Origin of the sequence: Pseudoalteromonas sp. CNC9-20 (genome assembly GCF_022347875.1) — a bacterium.
GTDB lineage: Bacteria > Pseudomonadota > Gammaproteobacteria > Enterobacterales > Alteromonadaceae > Pseudoalteromonas > Pseudoalteromonas ruthenica.
In genome coordinates this window covers 147,736-167,452 of sequence record NZ_JAKRFS010000001.1, presented here as the reverse complement: position 1 = coordinate 167,452, position 19,717 = coordinate 147,736, and the positions used below count along the sequence as shown (strand labels likewise).

General features: G+C 50.0%; 15 protein-coding genes. 7 read left to right on the top strand and 8 right to left on the bottom strand.

Features of this window, described 5'->3' with window-relative positions; genetic code table 11:
* Positions 1 to 26 precede the first annotated feature (26 nt).
* Complete coding sequence (locus MHM89_RS00745; protein WP_239384176.1) at positions 27 to 917, bottom strand: DUF3014 domain-containing protein; 891 nt, start codon at positions 915 to 917, stop codon at positions 27 to 29.
* Positions 918 to 1,063: 146 nt separating this feature from the next.
* Here MHM89_RS00745 and MHM89_RS00740 point away from each other — a divergent pair, with 146 nt between their 5' ends.
* A complete protein-coding gene (locus MHM89_RS00740) occupies positions 1,064 to 2,203 on the top strand; it encodes a patatin-like phospholipase family protein (protein WP_022946669.1) in 1,140 nt (379 codons plus the stop codon).
* Here MHM89_RS00740 and MHM89_RS00735 read toward each other — a convergent pair.
* Positions 2,200 to 4,167: a monovalent cation:proton antiporter-2 (CPA2) family protein gene (locus MHM89_RS00735; RefSeq protein WP_239407834.1), complete on the bottom strand. Its 1,968-nt coding sequence runs from the start codon at positions 4,165 to 4,167 to the stop codon at positions 2,200 to 2,202. The two genes, MHM89_RS00740 and MHM89_RS00735, sit on opposite strands and share 4 nt — an antisense overlap.
* A 142-nt stretch (positions 4,168 to 4,309) precedes the next feature.
* On the opposite strand from MHM89_RS00735, the gene MHM89_RS00730 reads away from it, so the two are divergent.
* Positions 4,310 to 5,287, top strand: a complete 978-nt coding sequence (locus tag MHM89_RS00730; protein WP_022946671.1) for a GGDEF domain-containing protein — start codon at positions 4,310 to 4,312, stop codon at positions 5,285 to 5,287.
* Here MHM89_RS00730 and MHM89_RS00725 read toward each other — a convergent pair.
* From MHM89_RS00725 to lpxB, 6 genes are read right to left on the bottom strand one after another with little or no spacing between them, the layout of a single operon-like run.
* Positions 5,212 to 5,559 (bottom strand): hypothetical protein, encoded by a 348-nt coding sequence (locus MHM89_RS00725; RefSeq protein ID WP_152440916.1) that lies wholly within the window; start codon positions 5,557 to 5,559, stop codon positions 5,212 to 5,214. The two genes, MHM89_RS00730 and MHM89_RS00725, sit on opposite strands and share 76 nt — an antisense overlap.
* A complete protein-coding gene (tilS, locus tag MHM89_RS00720) occupies positions 5,532 to 6,851 on the bottom strand; it encodes a tRNA lysidine(34) synthetase TilS (protein ID WP_239407833.1) in 1,320 nt (439 codons plus the stop codon). Before tilS ends, MHM89_RS00725 begins: the two co-directional genes overlap by 28 nt.
* 48 nt (positions 6,852 to 6,899) lie before the next feature.
* On the bottom strand, positions 6,900 to 7,856 hold the full coding sequence (gene accA / locus MHM89_RS00715) for an acetyl-CoA carboxylase carboxyl transferase subunit alpha (RefSeq protein WP_022946673.1): 957 nt from the start codon (positions 7,854 to 7,856) through the stop codon (positions 6,900 to 6,902).
* Positions 7,857 to 7,872: 16 nt separating this feature from the next.
* A complete protein-coding gene (dnaE, locus tag MHM89_RS00710; protein WP_152440918.1) occupies positions 7,873 to 11,364 on the bottom strand; it encodes a DNA polymerase III subunit alpha in 3,492 nt (1,163 codons plus the stop codon).
* Positions 11,364 to 11,960: a ribonuclease HII gene (gene rnhB, locus MHM89_RS00705; RefSeq protein ID WP_239407832.1), complete on the bottom strand. Its 597-nt coding sequence runs from the start codon at positions 11,958 to 11,960 to the stop codon at positions 11,364 to 11,366. Before rnhB ends, dnaE begins: the two co-directional genes overlap by 1 nt.
* Positions 11,950 to 13,104, bottom strand: a complete 1,155-nt coding sequence (gene lpxB, locus MHM89_RS00700; RefSeq protein WP_239407831.1) for a lipid-A-disaccharide synthase — start codon at positions 13,102 to 13,104, stop codon at positions 11,950 to 11,952. The genes rnhB and lpxB overlap by 11 nt, the downstream gene beginning before the upstream one ends.
* Before the next feature lie 263 nt (positions 13,105 to 13,367).
* Here lpxB and MHM89_RS00695 point away from each other — a divergent pair, with 263 nt between their 5' ends.
* The 5 genes from MHM89_RS00695 to cydC are packed head-to-tail and all read left to right on the top strand — an operon-like array spanning position 13,368 to position 19,688.
* Positions 13,368 to 14,942 carry a cytochrome ubiquinol oxidase subunit I gene (locus MHM89_RS00695; protein ID WP_022946771.1) on the top strand — a complete coding sequence of 525 codons (1,575 nt, stop codon included), beginning with the start codon at positions 13,368 to 13,370 and terminating at the stop codon, positions 14,940 to 14,942.
* Positions 14,939 to 16,078, top strand: a complete 1,140-nt coding sequence (gene cydB, locus MHM89_RS00690) for a cytochrome d ubiquinol oxidase subunit II (RefSeq protein ID WP_053910954.1) — start codon at positions 14,939 to 14,941, stop codon at positions 16,076 to 16,078. Before MHM89_RS00695 ends, cydB begins: the two co-directional genes overlap by 4 nt.
* A gap of 9 nt (positions 16,079 to 16,087) precedes the next feature.
* A complete protein-coding gene (gene cydX, locus MHM89_RS00685; RefSeq protein WP_022946769.1) occupies positions 16,088 to 16,213 on the top strand; it encodes a cytochrome bd-I oxidase subunit CydX in 126 nt (41 codons plus the stop codon).
* Between the two features lie 3 nt (positions 16,214 to 16,216).
* The gene (cydD, locus tag MHM89_RS00680; protein WP_239407830.1) at positions 16,217 to 17,983 is read left to right on the top strand and encodes a thiol reductant ABC exporter subunit CydD; all 1,767 of its coding nucleotides are present in this window, start codon (positions 16,217 to 16,219) and stop codon (positions 17,981 to 17,983) included.
* Entirely contained in the window at positions 17,976 to 19,688 is a 1,713-nt protein-coding gene (cydC, locus tag MHM89_RS00675) for a thiol reductant ABC exporter subunit CydC (RefSeq protein WP_239407829.1), read from the top strand. Before cydD ends, cydC begins: the two co-directional genes overlap by 8 nt.
* Positions 19,689 to 19,717: the final 29 nt, after the last annotated feature.

Below are 19,717 nucleotides of genomic sequence, written 5' to 3'. Positions count from 1 at the left end.
TGGCCCCTTTTTTAACGTAACTTTAGTTAATCCAATTCTGCGCGCAGCTTCTTCAACACCGCTTTTACCTTCTCAACATTCTCTGGCCCCATGCGTAATAGCTGCTTCTGAGCGGGAGGTAAATTCTCCCATTCGGAATAAGCGTACTTGTAGGTGACTGAATCCCGTAATAAGGGGACCTGAGTAGTCATTTCGGGTGTCTCTAAAAGCAAGTCAATCGACTGCTTTAAGCGCGCCTCAAAACTACTGTTAGGATCGCCAACTTCACCATAGGCCTGTTCAATCAGTGGTTCATATTGTTCATACAGTGCCACCAACTGATCGGTATTCATCGAGGTCAAAATACCAACATACGGGTCATAGCGCTCGAAGCTCTGCGGATCCATCGTCAGCACATCGCCCTCTTCCACGGTGAAAGGCTGCTCGAGTTTTTCCACTGGCGAGTGGTTTGTGGCCACACGCCCCTCGGCGAGATTATTGACAAACACTACAGTGCGGCGGATCAAGTCATCATTGACCAGCAAATTAGCGCTGGATTGAGCCAGTGATTGTTGCAAGCTGGCGCTGACCATCTCATCGCTATCGTCCAAGGCCGGCAACTCGGGTTGCGGCTCGGGCTGTTCGTCTTCACGAGACTGTGGACGCTGTTGCTGCTCATCGGGGTTGCTCACGTCTGTGGTTGCCGGCGCGGCTTGGGGTTTACTTTCAGGCTCGGGCTCTGCAACAGGCTGAGGTTTGTCCTCCACTGGCAACTGTGCAGGCTCAGGAGTGGCCTCAAGTGGTAAAGGCTGTTGAGATTGTTTGCTGACGACAAAAATTACCACCACAGCCAGCACCACTAATACCACCAATGCTAGGATGATGTTGTTACGGCTGGGTCCGCGTTTACTCTCATGTTCGGTAGGTTGTTCACTCATAAAGGCTCCGTTATGAAAAAGTCAAAATCGCCAATCTTCAAAAAGTAATCTGCCCTAATTGCTGCGAGCATACTCGCCGTTGAGCATATCTTTTTATTTTAGAATCTTTTACATTAATACTATGTGTCCATTTAAGTGCAAATACAATGCGAAAGCAAACTAATTGCGGTCGCGCTGGAACAGCGTTGCTACTGAGCGGCGGCGGCGCGCGAGCCGCTTATCAAGTAGGAGTCCTCAAAGCGCTAACGCAAAGCCTTCCAAGAACGGCGCCACTGCCATTTAAAGTGATCACAGGCACCTCTGCCGGAGCAATTAACTCTGTGGCGCTTGGATGTTGGGCTTCGTGTGCTCATTTAGCGAGCCGCAAGCTTGAGCAAGTCTGGGGGCAGTTTCACACCAGCGATGTTTATCGCAGTGATTTTGCGCATGTATTTGGCCACCTTATAAAAAATATTTTATCGAGCTTTCGCTCTGGGCACGCCAACCATGCCCCAGCGAGCTTATTCAACAATGCCCCTCTGCGGCAGTTATTAGCCGAAGTGCTGCCTATGGAGCGTATTGACCGTAACATTCACCGTGGTGTGCTCGATGCGTTAGCAGTCACTGCGTCTAACTACAGTACCGGTGACTCCGTTACCTTCTATCAAAGCAATGAGGCCAAACCCTGGCGGCGGGCCAAACGTCAGGGTGTCAAAGCTCGCATCCATTTAGAACACCTGATGGCCTCCAGTGCTATTCCCGTGGTCTTTCCCAGCGTAAAGATTCGACACCAATACTATGGTGATGGTTCCATTCACCAGATGTCTCCCCTGTCCAGCGCCATTCACCTTGGTGCCGAGCGCATCTTTGTTATCGGTGTTGAACAGCCCAAAGAGGAACATCGTAAATATGCGCCGCACTACCCGGGAATTTCGCATATCGCGGGGCATCTGTTGGACAGCGTGTTTGCTGACACACTGCATGGTGATTTAGAGCGCCTTGAGCGCATTAACCGTACGGTGGGGTTGTTGAGCGCGAAAGATAAACATCGTGAGCTCAAACATATCGATACGATGGTGATCAACCCATCACATAACTTTAATGCCATTAGTAGCGAGTATTACGATGACATGCCGCTGGCGATTCGCACCCTACTACGTGGTATCGGCGTAAAACGCTACAGTGAGTCGAGCTTGCCGAGCTACTTGTTGTTTGAACGCCGCTATACACAACACTTGATGGAGCTAGGTTATCAGGACGGGCTGGCGCAACTGGAGCAGCTGCGCGCGTTTTTGTGTCTCGATTAACTGCCGCCATTGAGTAAAAAGCGCTCGCAACGCTCTACTCGCCGTGGTTTGCCCTTTAATACCAGCACGTCATGCCCCTGTAGACTGGTTTCAATACTGGGCGCTTCTATCTCACGTCCTTGACGGCGCAGCGCGGCAATACTCACACGCCGCGCTTGCAAGTTGAGCTCGGCGATGGTTTTACCCACGGCATAGGCGTTATCTGCCAAAGCAAACACATGCAAGTACTCCAAACGCTCGGTGTTTTCATCGCGATGTGGCGCCTCATCACTAATATAATAACTGTGCAATAAGGAGTAACGGTTTTCTCGCTCTTGGCTAACCCGGCGAATAATGCGTTTCATCGGCACCCCGCTCATAAATAGTACATGAGACGACAACATCAGGCTGGCTTCTAACGACTCAGGCACGACCTCTGACACGCCACTTTCTTTTAACTCATCAAGATGAGCATCATCGGGCATGCGCGCGAGGATATTCACCTGCGGCGCGACTTGTTTCACTACCTCGGCGACCATTTGTACCTTGCTAAGATCAGTGAAGGTAATCACCACCAAACGCGCCTGTGCCGTTCCTGCGCGCTCAAGAATGCTTTTTTGCGTGACATCGCCAAACATGGCATGGTAACCGGAATTTCTTCCTTGTTGCACGAGGTAAGGGTCCAGTTCAATAGCAACAAAAGGCAACGCCTCACTGGAAAGAAAACGCCCGATATTTTGTCCAACTCGCCCGTATCCACAAATTATCACATGCTCATTGAGGCTTTCATCAACACACTCAATGCGTTCGGGGGCTTCAGTACTGGCGCGAAAAAGATGATGTACCCACTTAGGCGAGTGCTCTATTAAATACGGAGTAATGGCCATGGAAAACACCCCTAAGGCGATGAGAAACGACGCCAACTCACCAGCAAAAATTCCCTGGTTCCCAGCTAAAGCCACCAATACAAAGCCAAACTCCCCCATTTGACAGAGCATCAGGCCTGCACTTAAAGCATCGCTTTTGCGCTCTCCCATCAGTTGCGCAATACCAGCCAGTAACACCAGTTTACTGAGCATCAATACCGCTAACGCGGCAAAAATAATATGGGCATGCGTTAATACATAGGCTAAGTCTAACTGCATCCCCACGGTGACAAAAAAGAGCCCCATAAGGATGTCCCGGAACGGCCGAATATCACTTTCAAGTTGGTGACGGTACTGGCTTTCACCCAACATCATTCCCGCTAAAAAAGCCCCTAAAGCCATGGATAACCCGAACCAGTAAGTCAGCCCACCGGCAAATAACGTCACCAATAAAGTGGTTAATACAAACAGCTCTTCATTGCGCATTCGCGCCACTTCATTGAAGATCCGTGGCAAACACCATTTGCCGATGGCCCACAGCAAGGTGCACACAACGGCCCCTTTAGCCAAAGCCATTGCCAAACTATAGGTTAATGATTGCTCAGTATCACTGGCCAGTAACGGGATGGTAATAAGCAGCGGTACCACAGCTAAATCTTGGAACAGCAACACCCCAACAGCGAGTTGACCGCGCCGTTTCTGCAGCTGCCCGGTGTCCTTCAAGCATTTAACCACTACCGCCGTAGAGGACAACGCCATTAGCGTTGCGATGGCAAACGCGCTCAACGCGTCAAACGCAAAACCCCACAACAACAAGAAAAACACCGCAGAAGTGAGCACCACTTGCAGTAAGCCAACACCAAACACGATATTACGCATGGCAATCAAGCGTGGCAGGGAGAATTCGAGGCCCAAACTGAATAGTAAAAAGACAATGCCAAGCTCAGCGATACCATGCATTTCATGGCCATTGGCAAGCCAGGCAAATCCATGCGGTCCGGCCAACAACCCTGTGGCTAAGTACGCTAAGATAGGCGGCAATCCAAGGCGTTTAAACATCCACACTAAGATCACCGCACTGAGTAATAGACCCATCAATTCAATAAACAGCTGTTGCATGGCACTCCTTTGGCGTCAAAGACCTGACTCTGGGCTAATACTTTAACATTAACTATAGCAAGGGCTTGTTTTATATCCAGTTTAAAAATTTGGCATGTTTTTCGCTTATAAACACTACGAATTTAGTCTGGGAGTGCAATAGATGGATAATGTCCACATTTTGACTTATGCCAATACACAATCAAGCCATGATCAGCAGCAAGCGGCATCGTTTTGCCGCCCGCAATCTGCGGTCAATGTCGTGGCGTTAACCCAGCAACTTCAGCGTAGTCTGGAGGTGGTGGTATTGCTTGATACGTTCGCGCAATTTGTAGCGCCTTATGCCAGTTTTGATGGCCTGCAATTACACAGTAGTTTGGGCGTCAGTGAAATGAGCAACAGCCGCAATACCAGTGTCGCCAATCGCTTCGATATTGACGTTGAACAAGAGCATCTCGGGCAACTGGTGTACTACAGCCACAGCCCGTTTAGCGATCAGCTATGTACGCAGCTAAAACAATGGCACCAAATACTCAGCTATCCACTGCGCAATGCCCTCACTTACAACCGGGTGTTACGCCTAGCCACGCGCGACCCATTAACGGGGCTCAATAATCGCAGCGACTTCAATATTGGCATGGAAAAGAAGCTCGAGGTTTGCCGCCGTCAGAACCGTCCTTTCAGCTTGATGCTATTGGATTTAGATAACTTTAAGCAGGTTAACGACCAACAGGGCCACCAAGTAGGCGATGAAACTCTACAAGAGTTTGCCATGATCCTAAAAAGTTCAGTACGCGGTACCGACTCGGTCTTTCGTTTTGGCGGCGATGAGTTCGCGGTGCTGATTGACGACGACGATTTTGATACCAACCAAGTTGTCGCCGAGCGAGTGCAAAAGGCGGTGCATGCCAATGCGTTGATGGCTCGTCATGGTGTGACAAGCAGTATTGGTTATGCCTTGGCTGAGGCCAAAGACTCTAGTATGAGTTTATTTGCCCGCGCCGACAAAGCCTTATATCAAGCGAAGAACTTAGGCCGCGATACCCATTATGGTGAGGCTAACAGTCACGCTTTAGAGCGCACTAACTTAAATACACACAATAGCAGCCAAAACCCAGAGAAGAATGCCAAAATCAGCTGAAACAAGGATGTAAAGCTGGGTATATCAATGGCAATAACACTCACCAGCGGTGCCAGTATCCCGAGCACGAAAAACATGCCGCCCTTGCCTAGCCAGTAAGCGAGTAACAAAGCACCGCATAATACGCCACTAAACCCTGCATAGGCCAATACATTGACATGTAATGTGCTCAGCAGCAGCGCCACCACTAATAACGTGAAAGTAACGGCTAGTGCCGCAGGGGCTTTGTTGACTAAAGATAAACCTACTTGGGGCGTTCGCTGCACTGCCATTGCACTCCGTTTTTGCTGAAATAATCATAATTATAGAAATAGCCGACCACGGCCACCAAGACATCATCGTAGTAAATAAGCGGCACGCGTTGACGCTGCCACGGAGGCACTTGCAGGGCTTTAAACCACTGTGACAACTTCTTAGAGTGCGCTTTATTATGAGGACGAATTACGCTACTTAGCTGTTTAAAGCGCACGCTCAACTGCTCTGCCCCTTCTAGAGGGCGCACTCCTTCGCCTGCTTGAGCACTCAGTACGGTGCCATCACTCAACGTCACACTCTTACAATCAGTGCTTAAACGCTGCGCTTCCAAGCTCGGTTGCTCCGTGCACAAATAAGCATGGTCTTGATATCGGCGTAATACACATGACAAGCCGTGCAAACGCTTCAATGGCACTTGCATCTGACTGTCAGCGCGAGCGCAAGATAACTGCTGAGCTAAGTCCTGTAGTTGCTTTTCACTGGGCATCACCACATCATGGCTATGTAACCAGTAACGTAACGCATTGTGGTAGCGTGCGCCGCTGAGCTTACGTAGTGATGTTAGATTAAGTGAGCTCTGGGCCTGGGCGTTGGCAATATCATCGTGCGCAATTTCATCCAACAACCGCTGCTGGCGTTGTATGATTGCCATACTCTGCGCGACTTTTTTATAAAAACCGTTAAAACGCGCACTGAGCAGCGGTAATGCTTGATTGCGTAAAAAATTACGATCAAAGCCGTTATCATCGTTTGATTCATCATGAATATGAAGCAGGCCCTGACGCTCTGCATAATCGTTAAGCTCGGCGCGAGAAAAACCAAGCAGGGGCCGTAATAGCGGCCGTTGATGCCAATAGCTCAACGCCTGCATGCCACCAAGCCCTTTCAACCCTGCACCACGTTTAAGGCGTAAAAAGAAGGTTTCCACTTGGTCGTCGCGGTGTTGACCAAGTAGCAACACATAACCCGCTGGCGCACAGCTATCAAGTGCTTGATATCGCTCTTGCCGAGCTTTATCTTCAATACCACGACGTGTTTGTGTGCCAATGTGGACATGCTCGCTGAAAAACACGATTTCACGCTGCTCACACTGCTGTGCACAGAAGTCTAACCACTGATCGGCATCAGCACTCAAGTTATGATGAACGTGAATAGCACACAGCGCTAGGTTTTCACGCTGAGCATAGCGCCAAGCCAACTCTAAAAGCACCATAGAATCGAGGCCACCGCTTAGGGCCACCGCCAATCCTTTTGTGTCTGGCGCACATTTTAGTAAAGCATTAAGCTCTGAGGAAAAGGTATCTTGCATAGGTAGGCAATAAAAAGGCCGACAAATATCGGCCTTACTAGCGATGGCTTAACAGTAACCAAAGCTCATTAAGCGCTGATAGCGAGCATCAAGCATCTCGTCAACGCTATGTTCACGCAGCTCGGCTAAATCGCGCTTAAGCTGTGCTTTAAGGCTTTTCGCCATGGCATCGTAGTTACGATGAGCGCCGCCTAAAGGCTCTTCAATTACGGTATTGATGAGATCAAGCTCTTTTACTCGCTGCGCGGTCACACCCATCGCCTCGGCTGCCAAGGGCGCTTTTTCTGCACTTTTCCATAGAATCGATGCACAGCCTTCAGGGGAGATCACTGAGTAGGTGCTGTATTGCAACATGTTCACTCGGTCGCCAACACCAATGGCTAATGCACCACCCGAGCCACCTTCACCTATCACGGTACATACTGTTGGTACTTTTAATGCCGCCATGACCTTCAAATTACGAGCAATTGCTTCACTTTGGCCGCGCTCCTCGGCACCCACACCAGGATAGGCTCCAGGGGTGTCGATAAAGGTGAATATAGGCATTTTGAAACGTTCGGCCATTTCCATTAGACGCAGCGCTTTGCGATACCCTTCCGGTTTAGGCATGCCAAAATTGCGTTTGATCTTCTCTGCCGTATCACGGCCCTTCTGCTGACCGATCACCATCACTGGTTCGCCGTCTAAACGGGCTACACCACCGAGAATAGCAGGGTCGTTAGCGAAGGCACGATCGCCCGCTAGTTCATCAAATTCGGTAAAAATACGTTCAATGTAGTCGCGCGTATAAGGACGCAAAGGGTGACGCGCTAACTGCGAAACTTGCCATGCGCCTAACTCAGAGAAAATCTTTTCAGTTAGTTCGACATTTTTCTCTTTTAAACGGCTGACTTCTTCTTCCAGCCCTAAATCTAGTTCGCCAGCACGACTCACTGTGCGTAACTCTTCAATCTTCGCTTCCAATTCGGCAATTGGCAGTTCGAAATCCAAATAATTGAGACTCATGCTCTAATTAACCCACTTAATTAAATTCTAATTCGATATCTTGCGCCGTCAGTAAGGATAACTTATGAATCAAATCATCCGCTGGCGTCACACACCATTGTGTTCCTAGTTCTAGCTCGGCTAAGGCGTCCGGCCGGCGATAAACGACTTTTATCGGACACGTACCGAACTTATATGGTTCCAGCACTTTCTCTAACTTTTCGAAGAAGTTAGCATCAATTTGCGCCATATCTACCGTCATTTTCATCGCTTTAATGCGCTTTTCACGGGCCTCAGCGAGTGTACAGACGTCTCTGGCGGTCATTGTAATGCCGCCAGAGAAGTTATCAAAGCTGACCTGTCCGGTTATAACCAAGATATTGTTGATTTGTAGCAATTCTTGGAAAGTTTCGAACTGTTCTGGGAATAAGCGTACATCAATTCGCGCACTCTTGTCATCTAAGGTCAGCAATCCCCAACGTTTATTCTTTTTATTAACCAAAGTGCGTGCATTTATCACCAGCCCGGCCGCTGTGGTTTGTACATCACGCTCTGTGGGCACTAAATCCACCAACTTGCCGCTGGTGTAATGTTTAAGCTCACTGCGATATTGGTTAATGGGATGGCCAGTTAAAAACAGCCCGAGCGTTTCGCGCTCACCATCCAACCATTGGTTATCGGTAAAATAAGGCACTCGCTTAAAGGCTTGTTTGACTTCCTCGGGTTCGGTAGCCAACAGCCCAAACATATCGCCTTGGCCTAATTGCTCGGCCTTGTTGTGCTGCTCAGCGGATTTAATTGCTTCGGGCAGTGAGGCCATTAAAATAGCACGTCCACCTTGTACTTGGTCTGGGCCAAGTTTATCCATGGCCCCCGACATAATGAGCTTTTCAATCACCCGTTTATTCAGGCGTTTTAAATCCACCCGTGCACAAAAATCAAAGAGATCTTTAAACGGGCCACCTTGCTCGCGAGCACTGAGGATAGCTTCAACGGGTCCTTCACCCACGCCTTTGATGGCGCCGATGCCGTACACAATCTCACCTTGGCGATTCACCGTAAACTTGTAGAGACCGGCATTAACATCCGGTGGCAACAAGGCGAGCTTCATATTCTCGCACTCATCAACCAAGGTCACAATTTTATCGGTGTTATCCATATCCGCCGACATTACCGCCGCCATAAATTCGGCAGGGTAATGAGTTTTCATCCACAGTGTTTGGTAAGACACCAAGGCGTAGGCCGCAGAGTGCGATTTGTTAAATCCGTACCCAGCGAATTTTTCCACCAAGTCAAAGATTTTCATCGCCAGTTCGCTGTCAATTCCCTGACTTTGCGCCCCTTCGGCAAAGGTTGAACGCTGCTTCGCCATCTCTTCTGGCTTTTTCTTACCCATGGCTCGACGTAGCAAATCTGCGCCACCGAGTGAGTAGCCGGCGAGTACCTGAGCAATCTGCATGACCTGCTCCTGATAAAGGATAACCCCGTAAGTGGGCTCCAAAATCGGTTTCAAGCTGTCATGCTGATACTGCGAATCTGGGTAGGAGATTTCTTCGCGTCCGTGCTTACGGTCGATAAAGTTATCAACCATGCCCGACTGCAATGGACCGGGTCGGAACAAAGCCACCAAGGCTATCATATCCTCAAAGCAGTCCGGCTTCAGGCGGCGGATAAGATCCTTCATCCCGCGCGATTCGAGCTGGAAGACCGCAGTGGTTTCGGCCCGTAACAGCAGGTCGATACTGGCGCGGTCGTTAAGGGGAATGGCATTGATGTCCACCGGCTCCTTGCCTTCACGGGCTAGGCGCTCGTTGGTCATATCCAGTGCCCACTGCAAGATGGTCAAGGTACGCAGACCGAGGAAGTCAAACTTCACTAAGCCGGCGGTTTCCACGTCATTTTTATCGAATTGCGTGACCGGGAACTTGCCTTCCTCATCACAATACAGCGCCGCAAAATCAGTGATGGTGGTCGGCGATATCACCACGCCGCCAGCGTGCTTACCGGCGTTTCGTGTACAACCTTCAAGAATACGGCACATATCAATGAGATCGCGCACTTCCTCATCGCCGTCATAGGCCTCTGGCAGTCGCGGCTCAACCTCAAAGGCTTTTTCCAAGGTCATACCCGGGTCGCCAGGCACCAACTTGGAAATACGGTCAACAAACCCGTAGGGATGGCCCAATACCCGCCCTACATCGCGGATCACTGCCTTTGCGGCCATAGTACCAAAGGTAATGATCTGTGATACTGCATCACGACCATATAATTTGGAAACGTGATCAATCACCTCATCCCGTCGGTCCATACAAAAGTCGACATCGAAATCCGGCATTGAGACCCGCTCGGGGTTCAAAAAGCGCTCGAATAGCAAATCGAATTGCAGTGGGTCTAAGTCGGTAATTTTCAGGGCATACGCCACCAGTGAACCGGCACCGGAACCACGTCCTGGGCCCACTGGGATATTGTTATCCTTGGACCATTGGATGAATTCCATAACGATTAAGAAGTAACCGGGGAAGCCCATCTGGTTAATAACATCGAGCTCGATTTGCAGGCGCTCGTCATATTCGCCACGACGCTCAGCGCGTACCTGCTCATCGGGAAACAGGAATTGCAACCGCTCTTCTAGACCTTCACGAGAGACTTTAACCAAGAAGTCGTCTATTTTTAGCGAACCGGTGGGATAATCTGGCAAAAAGTAAGTGCCTAGCTGCACGGTCACGTTACAGCGCTTGGCGATTTCAACAGTATTGGCGAGCGCCTCAGGAATATCACTGAATAGCTCGGCCATTTGCGCCGGGGTTTTTAAATACTGTTCGCTGGAGAAGCGCTTCGGTCGGCGCTTATCCTCTAAGGTGTAGCCGTCATGGATGGCGACACGAATTTCATGGGGCTCGAAATCTTGCTGCTCAAGAAACACTACTTCATTGGTTGCTACCACAGGCAGTTGATGGGCTGTCGCGTGCTCAACGGCCAAATGTAAGTAGCTTTCTTCATCAGCGCGCCCGGTGCGCATTAATTCAAGGTAGAAATTGCCGGCAAAATGTTGGCGGTAAAATTGGCTGATCTCTTCAATCACTCCAGCATTGCCCTTAAGCAGCGCCTTGCCCAAGTCACCGTCTTTGCCGCCACTGAGTAAAATTAGCCCCTCACTGTGCTCCGCCAACCACTGCCGGTCAACCATAGCACGGTGCATCACATGGCCACGCAAATAGGCTTTAGAAATCAGTAAGGTGAGGTTGTTATAGCCTTCGTTATTCTTTGCCAACACCACCAAACGACAAGGCTCATCGGGAAACTCCGGGCTATTGAGCCAAATATCGGCGCCGACAATGGGTTTTATTCCAGCGCCATGGGCGGCACCATAAAAACGCACCAAACCACACAGGTTCATTTGGTCGGTAATGGCTAAGGCGCTGAGCTGCTGTGCTTGCGCCGCACTGACAATAGGCTTGGTTTTAGCCAAGCCATCAACCATGGAAAAGTCGCTGTGAACGCGCAGATGGACAAATTCAGGTGCGGCCATTATTGCCCCCGCTCGGCGAGTACACGCTGCACCGGTTTAAAGCTCTTGCGGTGAAACTCGGTGGCTCCATGTTCGGCCAATGCCGCAAAATGAGCTTTAGTTGGGTAGCCTTTATGGCCCGCAAAGCCATATTCGGGGAATTGCGCATCCAAGGCTATCATTTCCTCATCCCGCGCCACCTTAGCTAAAATCGAAGCGGCGCTGATTTCAGCCACCAGCGCGTCGCCTTTGACCACGGCTTGTGCAGCCACATCGAGCTGCGGTAGGCGATTACCATCAACAAAGACAAAGTCAGGAGTAATATCGAGCCCCGCCACAGCTCGCGACATGGCCAGCATAGTGGCGTGCAAGATATTGAGCTCATCTATCTCGCTGACACTGGCACGGGCGATACAGTAACTCAATGCCTTTTCTTTTATCTCAGCACTCAAGGCGGTGCGCTTTTTATCGCTCAGCTTTTTTGAATCACTCAGTCCGGCTATCGGATTATTGGGGTCAAGGATCACCGCTGCGGTCACCACATCCCCCACCAGCGGGCCACGCCCCACTTCATCTACACCGGCAATATACTGAACATCGGGACGATTAATTTGCATCAATAAGCTCCAATACGGCTTTGGCTGCTTGAGCACTGGCATCGCAGCGAATGTCTTTATGGATTTGCGTAAAACGCGCAATCAAAGCTTGATTATCCCCGTATAACTTTGGCTCAAGCGCGGCGCATAAGTTATCAACATTGCACTGGTGCTGTAAAAACTCAGGGACCAGCTCCTCGTCGGCCAGTAAATTAGGCAACGAGAAGTATTTGATGGTGAAGGTAAACACATGCTGCACCATCCAGTAGGTCATGGCTTTGAGCTTGTAACCCACCACCATAGGTTTCTTATATAACATTCCCTCTAGTGAGGCGGTTCCCGAGGCCAGTAAAATGGCGTCACTGGCTTGCATCGCTAAGCTCGATTGACCATCAAGTAATAGCGCGTTTAACTTCGGTGCATGTTGTTGTTGCAACGCTAAGAACTGCGCTTTGCGCGCATCGTTCACCAAGGGCACCACAACTTTTAAGTCTGGATTGGCTTGCTGCAGACGCTCGGCCGTTTGCGCATAGGTGGGTGTCAGTAGCCCCACTTCCGAGCCACGACTACCCGGTAACAGCGCCAACACTTTATCGTCGCTACTGAGCCCCAGTTGCGCCCGCGCATGCTGGTTGCTTTGCTCTACAGCGATATCATCGGCCAAGGTATGGCCGACAAAGGTGCATGGCACTTGGTGCTTGTCATAAAAGGCCTTCTCAAAAGGCAGCAGCGACAGCACTAAATTGGTGGCTTTGGCGATGTTATGAATACGCTTTTGTCGCCACGCCCACACCGAAGGACTGACATAATGCACAGTGGTGATCCCCGCTTGCTTCAACGGCAGCTCAACGCGCAAATTAAAATCGGGCGCATCAATACCAATAAATACATCAGGGGGATTGTCGATAAAGTGCTGCACCAATCCTTTGCGAATCTTTAACAGCCTAGGCAAGCGCGAGAGCACCTCAACGAGTCCCATTACCGAGAGCTCTTCCATATCAAACAAGCTTTCACACCCGAGGGCGTTCATGCGGGGACCGCCAATACCGACGAACTGGGCATCAGGGTGGCGTTGTTTAATGGCTTTTATTAGGCCTTCACCAAGAATGTCACCGGACATTTCACCGGCAACGATGCCGATGCGAAGAGGTTGAGTGGCGCTCATATTGGGGACAGGTTCCACTTTGGGCTGTTGTTATTAACCGCCTAGTCTACCCTGTTTGCGATGCGCTTAAAACCTCGTTGCTATTAAATGCACAATCCTTCTACGGCCTAGCTTGATGAGCTGGTTGATATTTTTCCAGTGTGCCTTTCTTTTAAATTAGATGTTGCTAATATTGTGTTGACTTCGTAAGCAGTAGTCTGGATACTAACGAAAGTTTCAGTAATTACTGAAACTTTAAACAAGCTTACATTAAGGGGTGTTCCATGATAGATGAATCCTTTGTAGACATCTCCCGTCTACAATTTGCAATCACTGCCTTCTATCACTTTTTGTTCGTGCCGCTCACGTTAGGGATGACATGGATTTTGGTGATAATGGAGTCTGTCTATGTAATGACAGGGCGCGAAATTTACCGTGATATGACGAAATTCTGGGGGAAGTTATTTGGTATTAACTTCGCCTTAGGGGTGGCCACCGGACTGACTATGGAGTTCGAGTTTGGTACCAACTGGTCTTATTATTCTCATTACGTTGGTGATATCTTCGGTGCGCCCCTTGCCATTGAAGGGCTAATGGCATTTTTCTTAGAGTCCACCTTGGTCGGCATGTTCTTTCTAGGCTGGGATCGGCTCAGTAAAGTGCAGCACTTGGGGGTGACCTTCTTTATGGCGGTGGGCACCAACCTCTCTGCACTATGGATTTTAGTCGCCAATGGCTGGATGCAAAACCCTGTGGGTTCAGAGTTTAACTACCTGACCATGCGTATGGAAATGCAAAGCTTTGCCGAATTGGTGTTTAACCCGGTGGCACAGGTTAAGTTTATTCATACTGTCTCTGCCGGCTATGTTGCCGCCTCTATGTTTGTGCTTGGGATCAGTGCCTTTTATATTCTTCGCGGCCGTGATGTTGCTTTTGCTAAACGCTCGTTTTCGGTTGCCTGTAGTTTTGGCTTAGCCTCGGTATTGTGCGTGATTCTGCTCGGTGATGAGTCCGGCTACGAGGTCGGCGAGGTGCAAAAAGTGAAACTCGCGGCGATTGAAGCGGAGTGGGAAACCGAGCCTGCCCCAGCCGCTTTCACGTTATTTGGTTTTCCAGACTCGGAAACACAGCAAACCCATGCGGCGGTGAAAATCCCCTATGTTATGGGCATTATTGCTACCCGCTCGCTGGATGAGGAAGTCACCGGCATTAAAGAGTTGCAACAAAACCATGAACAACGTATCCGCAGTGGTATGGTGGCTTACCGCTACTTGGAGAAGCTGCGTAATGGCGAGGAAACACCAGAAAATATTCGTCAATTCAATCAGTACAAAGACGACTTAGGCTACGGCTTACTATTAAAGCGTTATTTGGATGACGTGTATAACGCCGATGAAGCGCAAATCCAAAAAGCGGTGCAAGACTCTATCCCGCAAGTTGGGCCCCTGTTTTGGGCATTTCGTATTATGGTTGCCTGTGGCATGGTGATGCTGCTGATCTTTGCCGCCGCGTTTTATTACAATGCTAAACGCCAAATCGAGCAAAAACGTTGGCTACTCAAAGCGGCGTTATTTGCGATACCACTGCCCTGGATTGCCATTGAAACAGGGTGGTTTGTGGCTGAGTATGGCCGCCAGCCTTGGGCTATTTCCGAGGTATTACCGACCTTTATGGCCACCTCGAGTCTGACCTTTAATGATGTGCTTATCTCCTTAATTGGCTTTATTACCTTTTACACCATATTGGCCATTATCGAAATCTGGTTAATGTTGCACTTTATTAAGCAGGGGCCAAGCTCACTGCATACAGGGAAGTATTACTTCGAGCGTCAACAGCAACTACAGGAGAGCAAATCATGATATTTGATTATGAAACGCTAAAACTTATCTGGTGGGTGCTTATTGGCGCATTGCTCATTGGCTTTGCCATTACTGACGGCATGGATATGGGCGCTGCCACCTTGTTACCTTTCGTTGCCAAACAGGATGTCGAGCGCCGAGTAGTGATCAACACCGTAGGTGCACACTGGGACGGTAACCAAGTCTGGCTTATCACCGCAGGCGGTGCACTCTTTGCCGCTTGGCCAATGGTGTATGCCGCTGCCTTTTCAGGCTTCTACTTTGCCATGATGCTGGTGTTGTTTGCGCTGTTTTTCCGCCCCTTGGCCTTTGACTATCGTTCGAAACTGGATAACCCCACATGGCGGAACCGCTGGGATTGGGCGCTTTTCTGCGGCAGTTTCATTCCAGCACTGATTTTCGGGGTGGCCTTTGGTAACTTGTTGCAAGGGGTACCTATTCATATCGATAATCTCATGCGTGTGAGCTATCACGGCTCCTTCTTTGGGCTGTTGAATCCTTTTGCACTGCTATGCGGTGTGATCAGTGTAGCCATGCTGGTTGGCCACGGTGGCGTATGGTTACAAATGCGCACCGCTGAGCCCGTCGCTTCACGTAGCGCCCGTTTCGGTCGCATCGCGCTGGTTGTCGCCCTCGCTGGCTTTGCCTTGGCCGGGGCGTGGCTGACGCAAATCGACGGCATGCAGATTGTCACTATGGCCGATACCAATGCCCATGCCGACCCACTAGCAAAAACAGTGACCACTGCGACCGGTCTATGGTTGAATAATTACAGCGAACGTAGTTGGACCTTGGCGTTCCCAATCTTGGCGTTTGCCGGAGGTCTGTTGGCCTTGTTGTGCTCACTTAAGAGTAGACCTGGTTTTGGCTTCATCTGTTCGAGCATCATGTTGTTAGGCATTATTATGACCTTTGGCGCATCCCTGTTCCCGTTCATTATGCCTTCCAGCCATGACGCCAATATGAGCTTAACCATTTGGGACGCCGTTTCCAGCCACATGACTTTGAATATCATGTTTATTGTGGTCGCTATACTGCTCCCCATAGTACTGTCTTACACCACTTGGTGTTATGTAAAGATGTGGCGCCGAGTAAGTAGTGAAGAGATTGAAAACAACACCCATGGCAGCTATTAAGGAGGCACTATGTGGTATTTTACGTGGATTTTAGGGGTCTTATTCGCTGTTGCCTTCGGCGTGATCAACGTCATGTGGTATGAAATGGGCCAGCACAATGATTGTGTGGCCGACGATCACAAGGAGCATGATTAATACATGACCCCCCGCCCCAACCGCGCGCAGCAAAACCAGCTGCGCGTTTTTTTAAAAAGCTTTTCACGTTCACAAAATGGCGCGATGCTGATAAGCATTTCCTTAGGTATCGTCAATGCCTTACTGATGATAGTGAGCTGTTATTTATTAGCACACATTTGCCATGCAGTGATGTTTGCAGATGAGCACTTAGCGCAACAGCACACCCAGTTAGCCATACTGGCTGGCATAGTGGTACTGCGAGCGCTGTGCAGTGGCGTTAGTCGCTATGTCAGTGAGCGCTGCGCCATTGCTCTAAAACAGCAAATGCGCCATGCACTTTGGCAAGCCATGGTCGCAAAACAGCGCCAAGGTCAGCTTGAACACAGCCCAGCGCAGTTGGTCAATATCCTTAACCAAGGCGTGGAATCACTGCACGATTACTTCGCCAAATACATTCCTGCTGTCGCTTACGCGGGCTTTATCCCTCTCGCTATTATCGCCGTAGTCTTTCCTATCGACTGGCAATCTGGGTTAATCTTTCTTGTTACGGCGCCACTCATTCCTTTTTTCATGATTTTAATCGGTTATAAGGCCGAGGCGCTCAATGAGCAAAACTGGCAGCAGCTCCAGCGTCTTGGTCATTATTTTATGGACCGCCTACAAGGCTTAGTGCAGCTGAAGCTATTCAATAACGAGCGCCAGCAAATTGAAAATGTCGCGCTGATGGCCGATAAATTTCGCATCACCACCCTCTCGGTACTGCGTATTGCCTTTATATCCACCTTAGCACTGGAGTTTTTGGCGACCATCAGTATCGCCTTAGTAGCTGTGATTATTGGCTTTCGCCTTTACTTTGGCTCGTTAGATTTTGCCACGGGTTTTGTGGTGCTGTTGTTGGCGCCGGAGTTTTATCTGCCGCTGCGCCAGTTAGGTCAGCACTACCATGCCAAGCTCAAAGGCTTAGCCAGTGCCAGCTCAATGCTGTCGCTGCTACAAAAAGCAGACACCGACACTATTAAAGGTGAGCAATTAGCGAACCATACCCCTATTCATACAGTGAGCACCGAGAATCTGTGCTGGCGCTTTGACGACGCCCAGCACGACACCTTACAACAGCTATCGCTTAAGTTCTGCGGCCCCGGCATGCATGCCATTGTCGGCGCAAGCGGCAGCGGCAAGTCCACATTACTGGATTGCTTGATGGGCCTAAAACCCAGTGTCGCCGGAGCCATTAAAATAAACGACCACGCCTTAAGCACTTTAGACATCCAGCAATATCAACAGCGCATCGCTTGGGTTGCCCAATCGCCGACACTCTTTAGTGGCAGCATCGCCGAAAATGTCGCCTTGGCGCAACCAGAGGCACCACTGGGTGCCATTCGCGCGGTCTGTAAAGACGTAGCCCTGGATGATTACATTATGACCCTCGCGCAAGGCTACGACACGCCCATAGGCGAGCTCGGTAAAGGGTTATCCGGAGGGCAAATACAGCGCCTAGCTTTGGCCCGTGCACTGTTAGGCAAACCCGAAGTGCTGTTTTTAGATGAGCCCACAGCGGCCCTTGATAAGCACAGTGAGGCGCATGTGCAGCGGTGTTTAGAGCAGCTCAGCAAACGCTGCTTAATTATCGTTATTGCCCATCGTTTGCATACCATCAGCGATGCACAACAGGTGGTGGTCATGGAGCATGGCCGTATCGCTGCGCAAGGTAATTACTCACAGTTGATACAGCAACCCCACTCAGCACTCAACCACTTACTCCAAGGAGCGGCGGTCGATCATGGCTAATTGGCAGTTTTTGTTATCGTTATTACGCCCCCACCTAAAGTGGACAGTCATTGGCTTGGCACTGGCGCTGTGCGCCTTAATAGCGAATGTTACTTTGCTGGCGATCTCCGGTTGGTTTCTTGCAGCCATGGCCAGTGCCGGGCTGCAAGGGATCACCATGAACTATTTTACCCCAGCGGGCATTATTCGTTTTTTGGCGGTGGTGCGCACCGCCAGTGGTTACGGTCAACGCTTGGTCAATCACAACACCACGTTTTTGGTGCTCAAAACCTTGCGAGTGAGCGTGTTTGCAGCACTCACCAAAGTGCCCTTGCAACAATTCACCAGTATTGGCCAACAGCTATCGCAATTGCAAGACGATGTTGAGCGCCTTGATGAGTTTTACATTGGTGTGCTTTTACCGATTTTACTTGCCCTTGTTGCGCTGCCTTTGTTCGCTTGGGTATTAAGCCTGTATAGCATAATGTTGATGGTGGTTAGCGTCAGTGCACTGCTGCTGTGCGGCGTACTGTTACCCTGGTGGTTAAGCCGCAACTTAAAGAGCATTGGCACTCACACCCAAGCGGCTCACACACAACTTAATGAGCGCTTGGTGGAAGCGACCCGGGGGTTAAAAGAGCTACAACTGGCTGGCGCCTGTGAGCGCTACTGGGAGCACATCGATCGTGCCCAACACGCTTTAGCTAACGAGCAACAACGCTCACAAAATTGGTATGCGCGTCATCAGGGGTTGTCATTATTTGTTAGTCAACTGACCATTATTTTCGTGCTTATCGTCATGATCCCCATGGTCACCAGTGGCGCTATGGTTAACGTCAATCTGGCGATGTTGATGTTACTGGTACTCGGGGGATTTGAAATTGTGCTAACACTCCCTGATGCTATGCTTAAACTCGAACTGACATTGGCAAGCAGCGAGCGCCTGCGCCAATTGGTGGCGCAGCCCAAGCACAGTCAAGCTAAGGAAATAGGCGAGCTCACTAGCCAAGAGGTGTACTCCCTGGACGCACTGAATTACACCTACCCCGATAGCAGTAACGGCATAACGGATATCAGCTTCACCATTAAGCAAGGCGAAAAAGTGGCTATTGTTGGTGCCAGCGGTGCTGGCAAGTCCACCCTACTGGCATTACTCAGTGCCCAGCTGCAGCCGAGCTCCGGCAGCCTAGAGTGTTTTTCTCGCCCGCTATCGAGTCTTAACACGCATTGGCTTTACCAGCACTTGGGTATGTTGTCGCAACAATGCCATGTGTTCAGTAGTAGTATTAAGAACAATTTGCTGTTGGCAAAAGACGATGCCAACGAGCAGCAACTTTGGCAGGCGCTTGCTCAAGCGCAGCTGAAGGATTTTGTCGCGACAACCGAGCATCAGCTCGATACACTCGTGGGCACTGGCGGGCGGACTCTATCTGGAGGCGAAGCACGACGTTTGCACATTGCCCAGCAATTATTACGCGACCCACGCGTGCTGTTACTCGACGAGCCCACACGCGGACTGGATAACCGCAACCAAGAGCTGGTTATTGACGCCTTAATGGCACTGTTTAACACTCGTACTGTGATCACCGTGACCCATGAAAGCACGCTGTTGAACCGTATGGACCAGGTGGTTTGGCTCGAGCAGGGCCGTGTTAGGGCCACGGGCACACATCAGCAACTGCAAAAGCACCGTGATTATGTCCGCCTAACCAGTGTGATTAACTAAGCCACAAAAAAAGCGCCCTCAAGGCGCTT

Excerpts from the sequence above, each read along its gene's own strand:
- MHM89_RS00745 (WP_239384176.1), bottom strand. The coding sequence starts at position 917 with ATGAGTGAACAACCTACCGAACATGAGAGTAAACGCGGACCCAGCCGT.
- MHM89_RS00740 (WP_022946669.1), top strand. The coding sequence starts at position 1,064 with ATGCGAAAGCAAACTAATTGCGGTCGCGCTGGAACAGCGTTGCTACTG.
- MHM89_RS00735 (WP_239407834.1), bottom strand. The coding sequence starts at position 4,167 with ATGCAACAGCTGTTTATTGAATTGATGGGTCTATTACTCAGTGCGGTG.
- MHM89_RS00730 (WP_022946671.1), top strand. The coding sequence starts at position 4,310 with ATGGATAATGTCCACATTTTGACTTATGCCAATACACAATCAAGCCAT.
- MHM89_RS00725 (WP_152440916.1), bottom strand. The coding sequence starts at position 5,559 with ATGGCAGTGCAGCGAACGCCCCAAGTAGGTTTATCTTTAGTCAACAAA.
- tilS (WP_239407833.1), bottom strand. The coding sequence starts at position 6,851 with ATGCAAGATACCTTTTCCTCAGAGCTTAATGCTTTACTAAAATGTGCG.
- accA (WP_022946673.1), bottom strand. The coding sequence starts at position 7,856 with ATGAGTCTCAATTATTTGGATTTCGAACTGCCAATTGCCGAATTGGAA.
- dnaE (WP_152440918.1), bottom strand. The coding sequence starts at position 11,364 with ATGGCCGCACCTGAATTTGTCCATCTGCGCGTTCACAGCGACTTTTCC.
- rnhB (WP_239407832.1), bottom strand. The coding sequence starts at position 11,960 with ATGCAAATTAATCGTCCCGATGTTCAGTATATTGCCGGTGTAGATGAA.
- lpxB (WP_239407831.1), bottom strand. The coding sequence starts at position 13,104 with ATGAGCGCCACTCAACCTCTTCGCATCGGCATCGTTGCCGGTGAAATG.
- MHM89_RS00695 (WP_022946771.1), top strand. The coding sequence starts at position 13,368 with ATGATAGATGAATCCTTTGTAGACATCTCCCGTCTACAATTTGCAATC.
- cydB (WP_053910954.1), top strand. The coding sequence starts at position 14,939 with ATGATATTTGATTATGAAACGCTAAAACTTATCTGGTGGGTGCTTATT.
- cydX (WP_022946769.1), top strand. The coding sequence starts at position 16,088 with ATGTGGTATTTTACGTGGATTTTAGGGGTCTTATTCGCTGTTGCCTTC.
- cydD (WP_239407830.1), top strand. The coding sequence starts at position 16,217 with ATGACCCCCCGCCCCAACCGCGCGCAGCAAAACCAGCTGCGCGTTTTT.
- cydC (WP_239407829.1), top strand. The coding sequence starts at position 17,976 with ATGGCTAATTGGCAGTTTTTGTTATCGTTATTACGCCCCCACCTAAAG.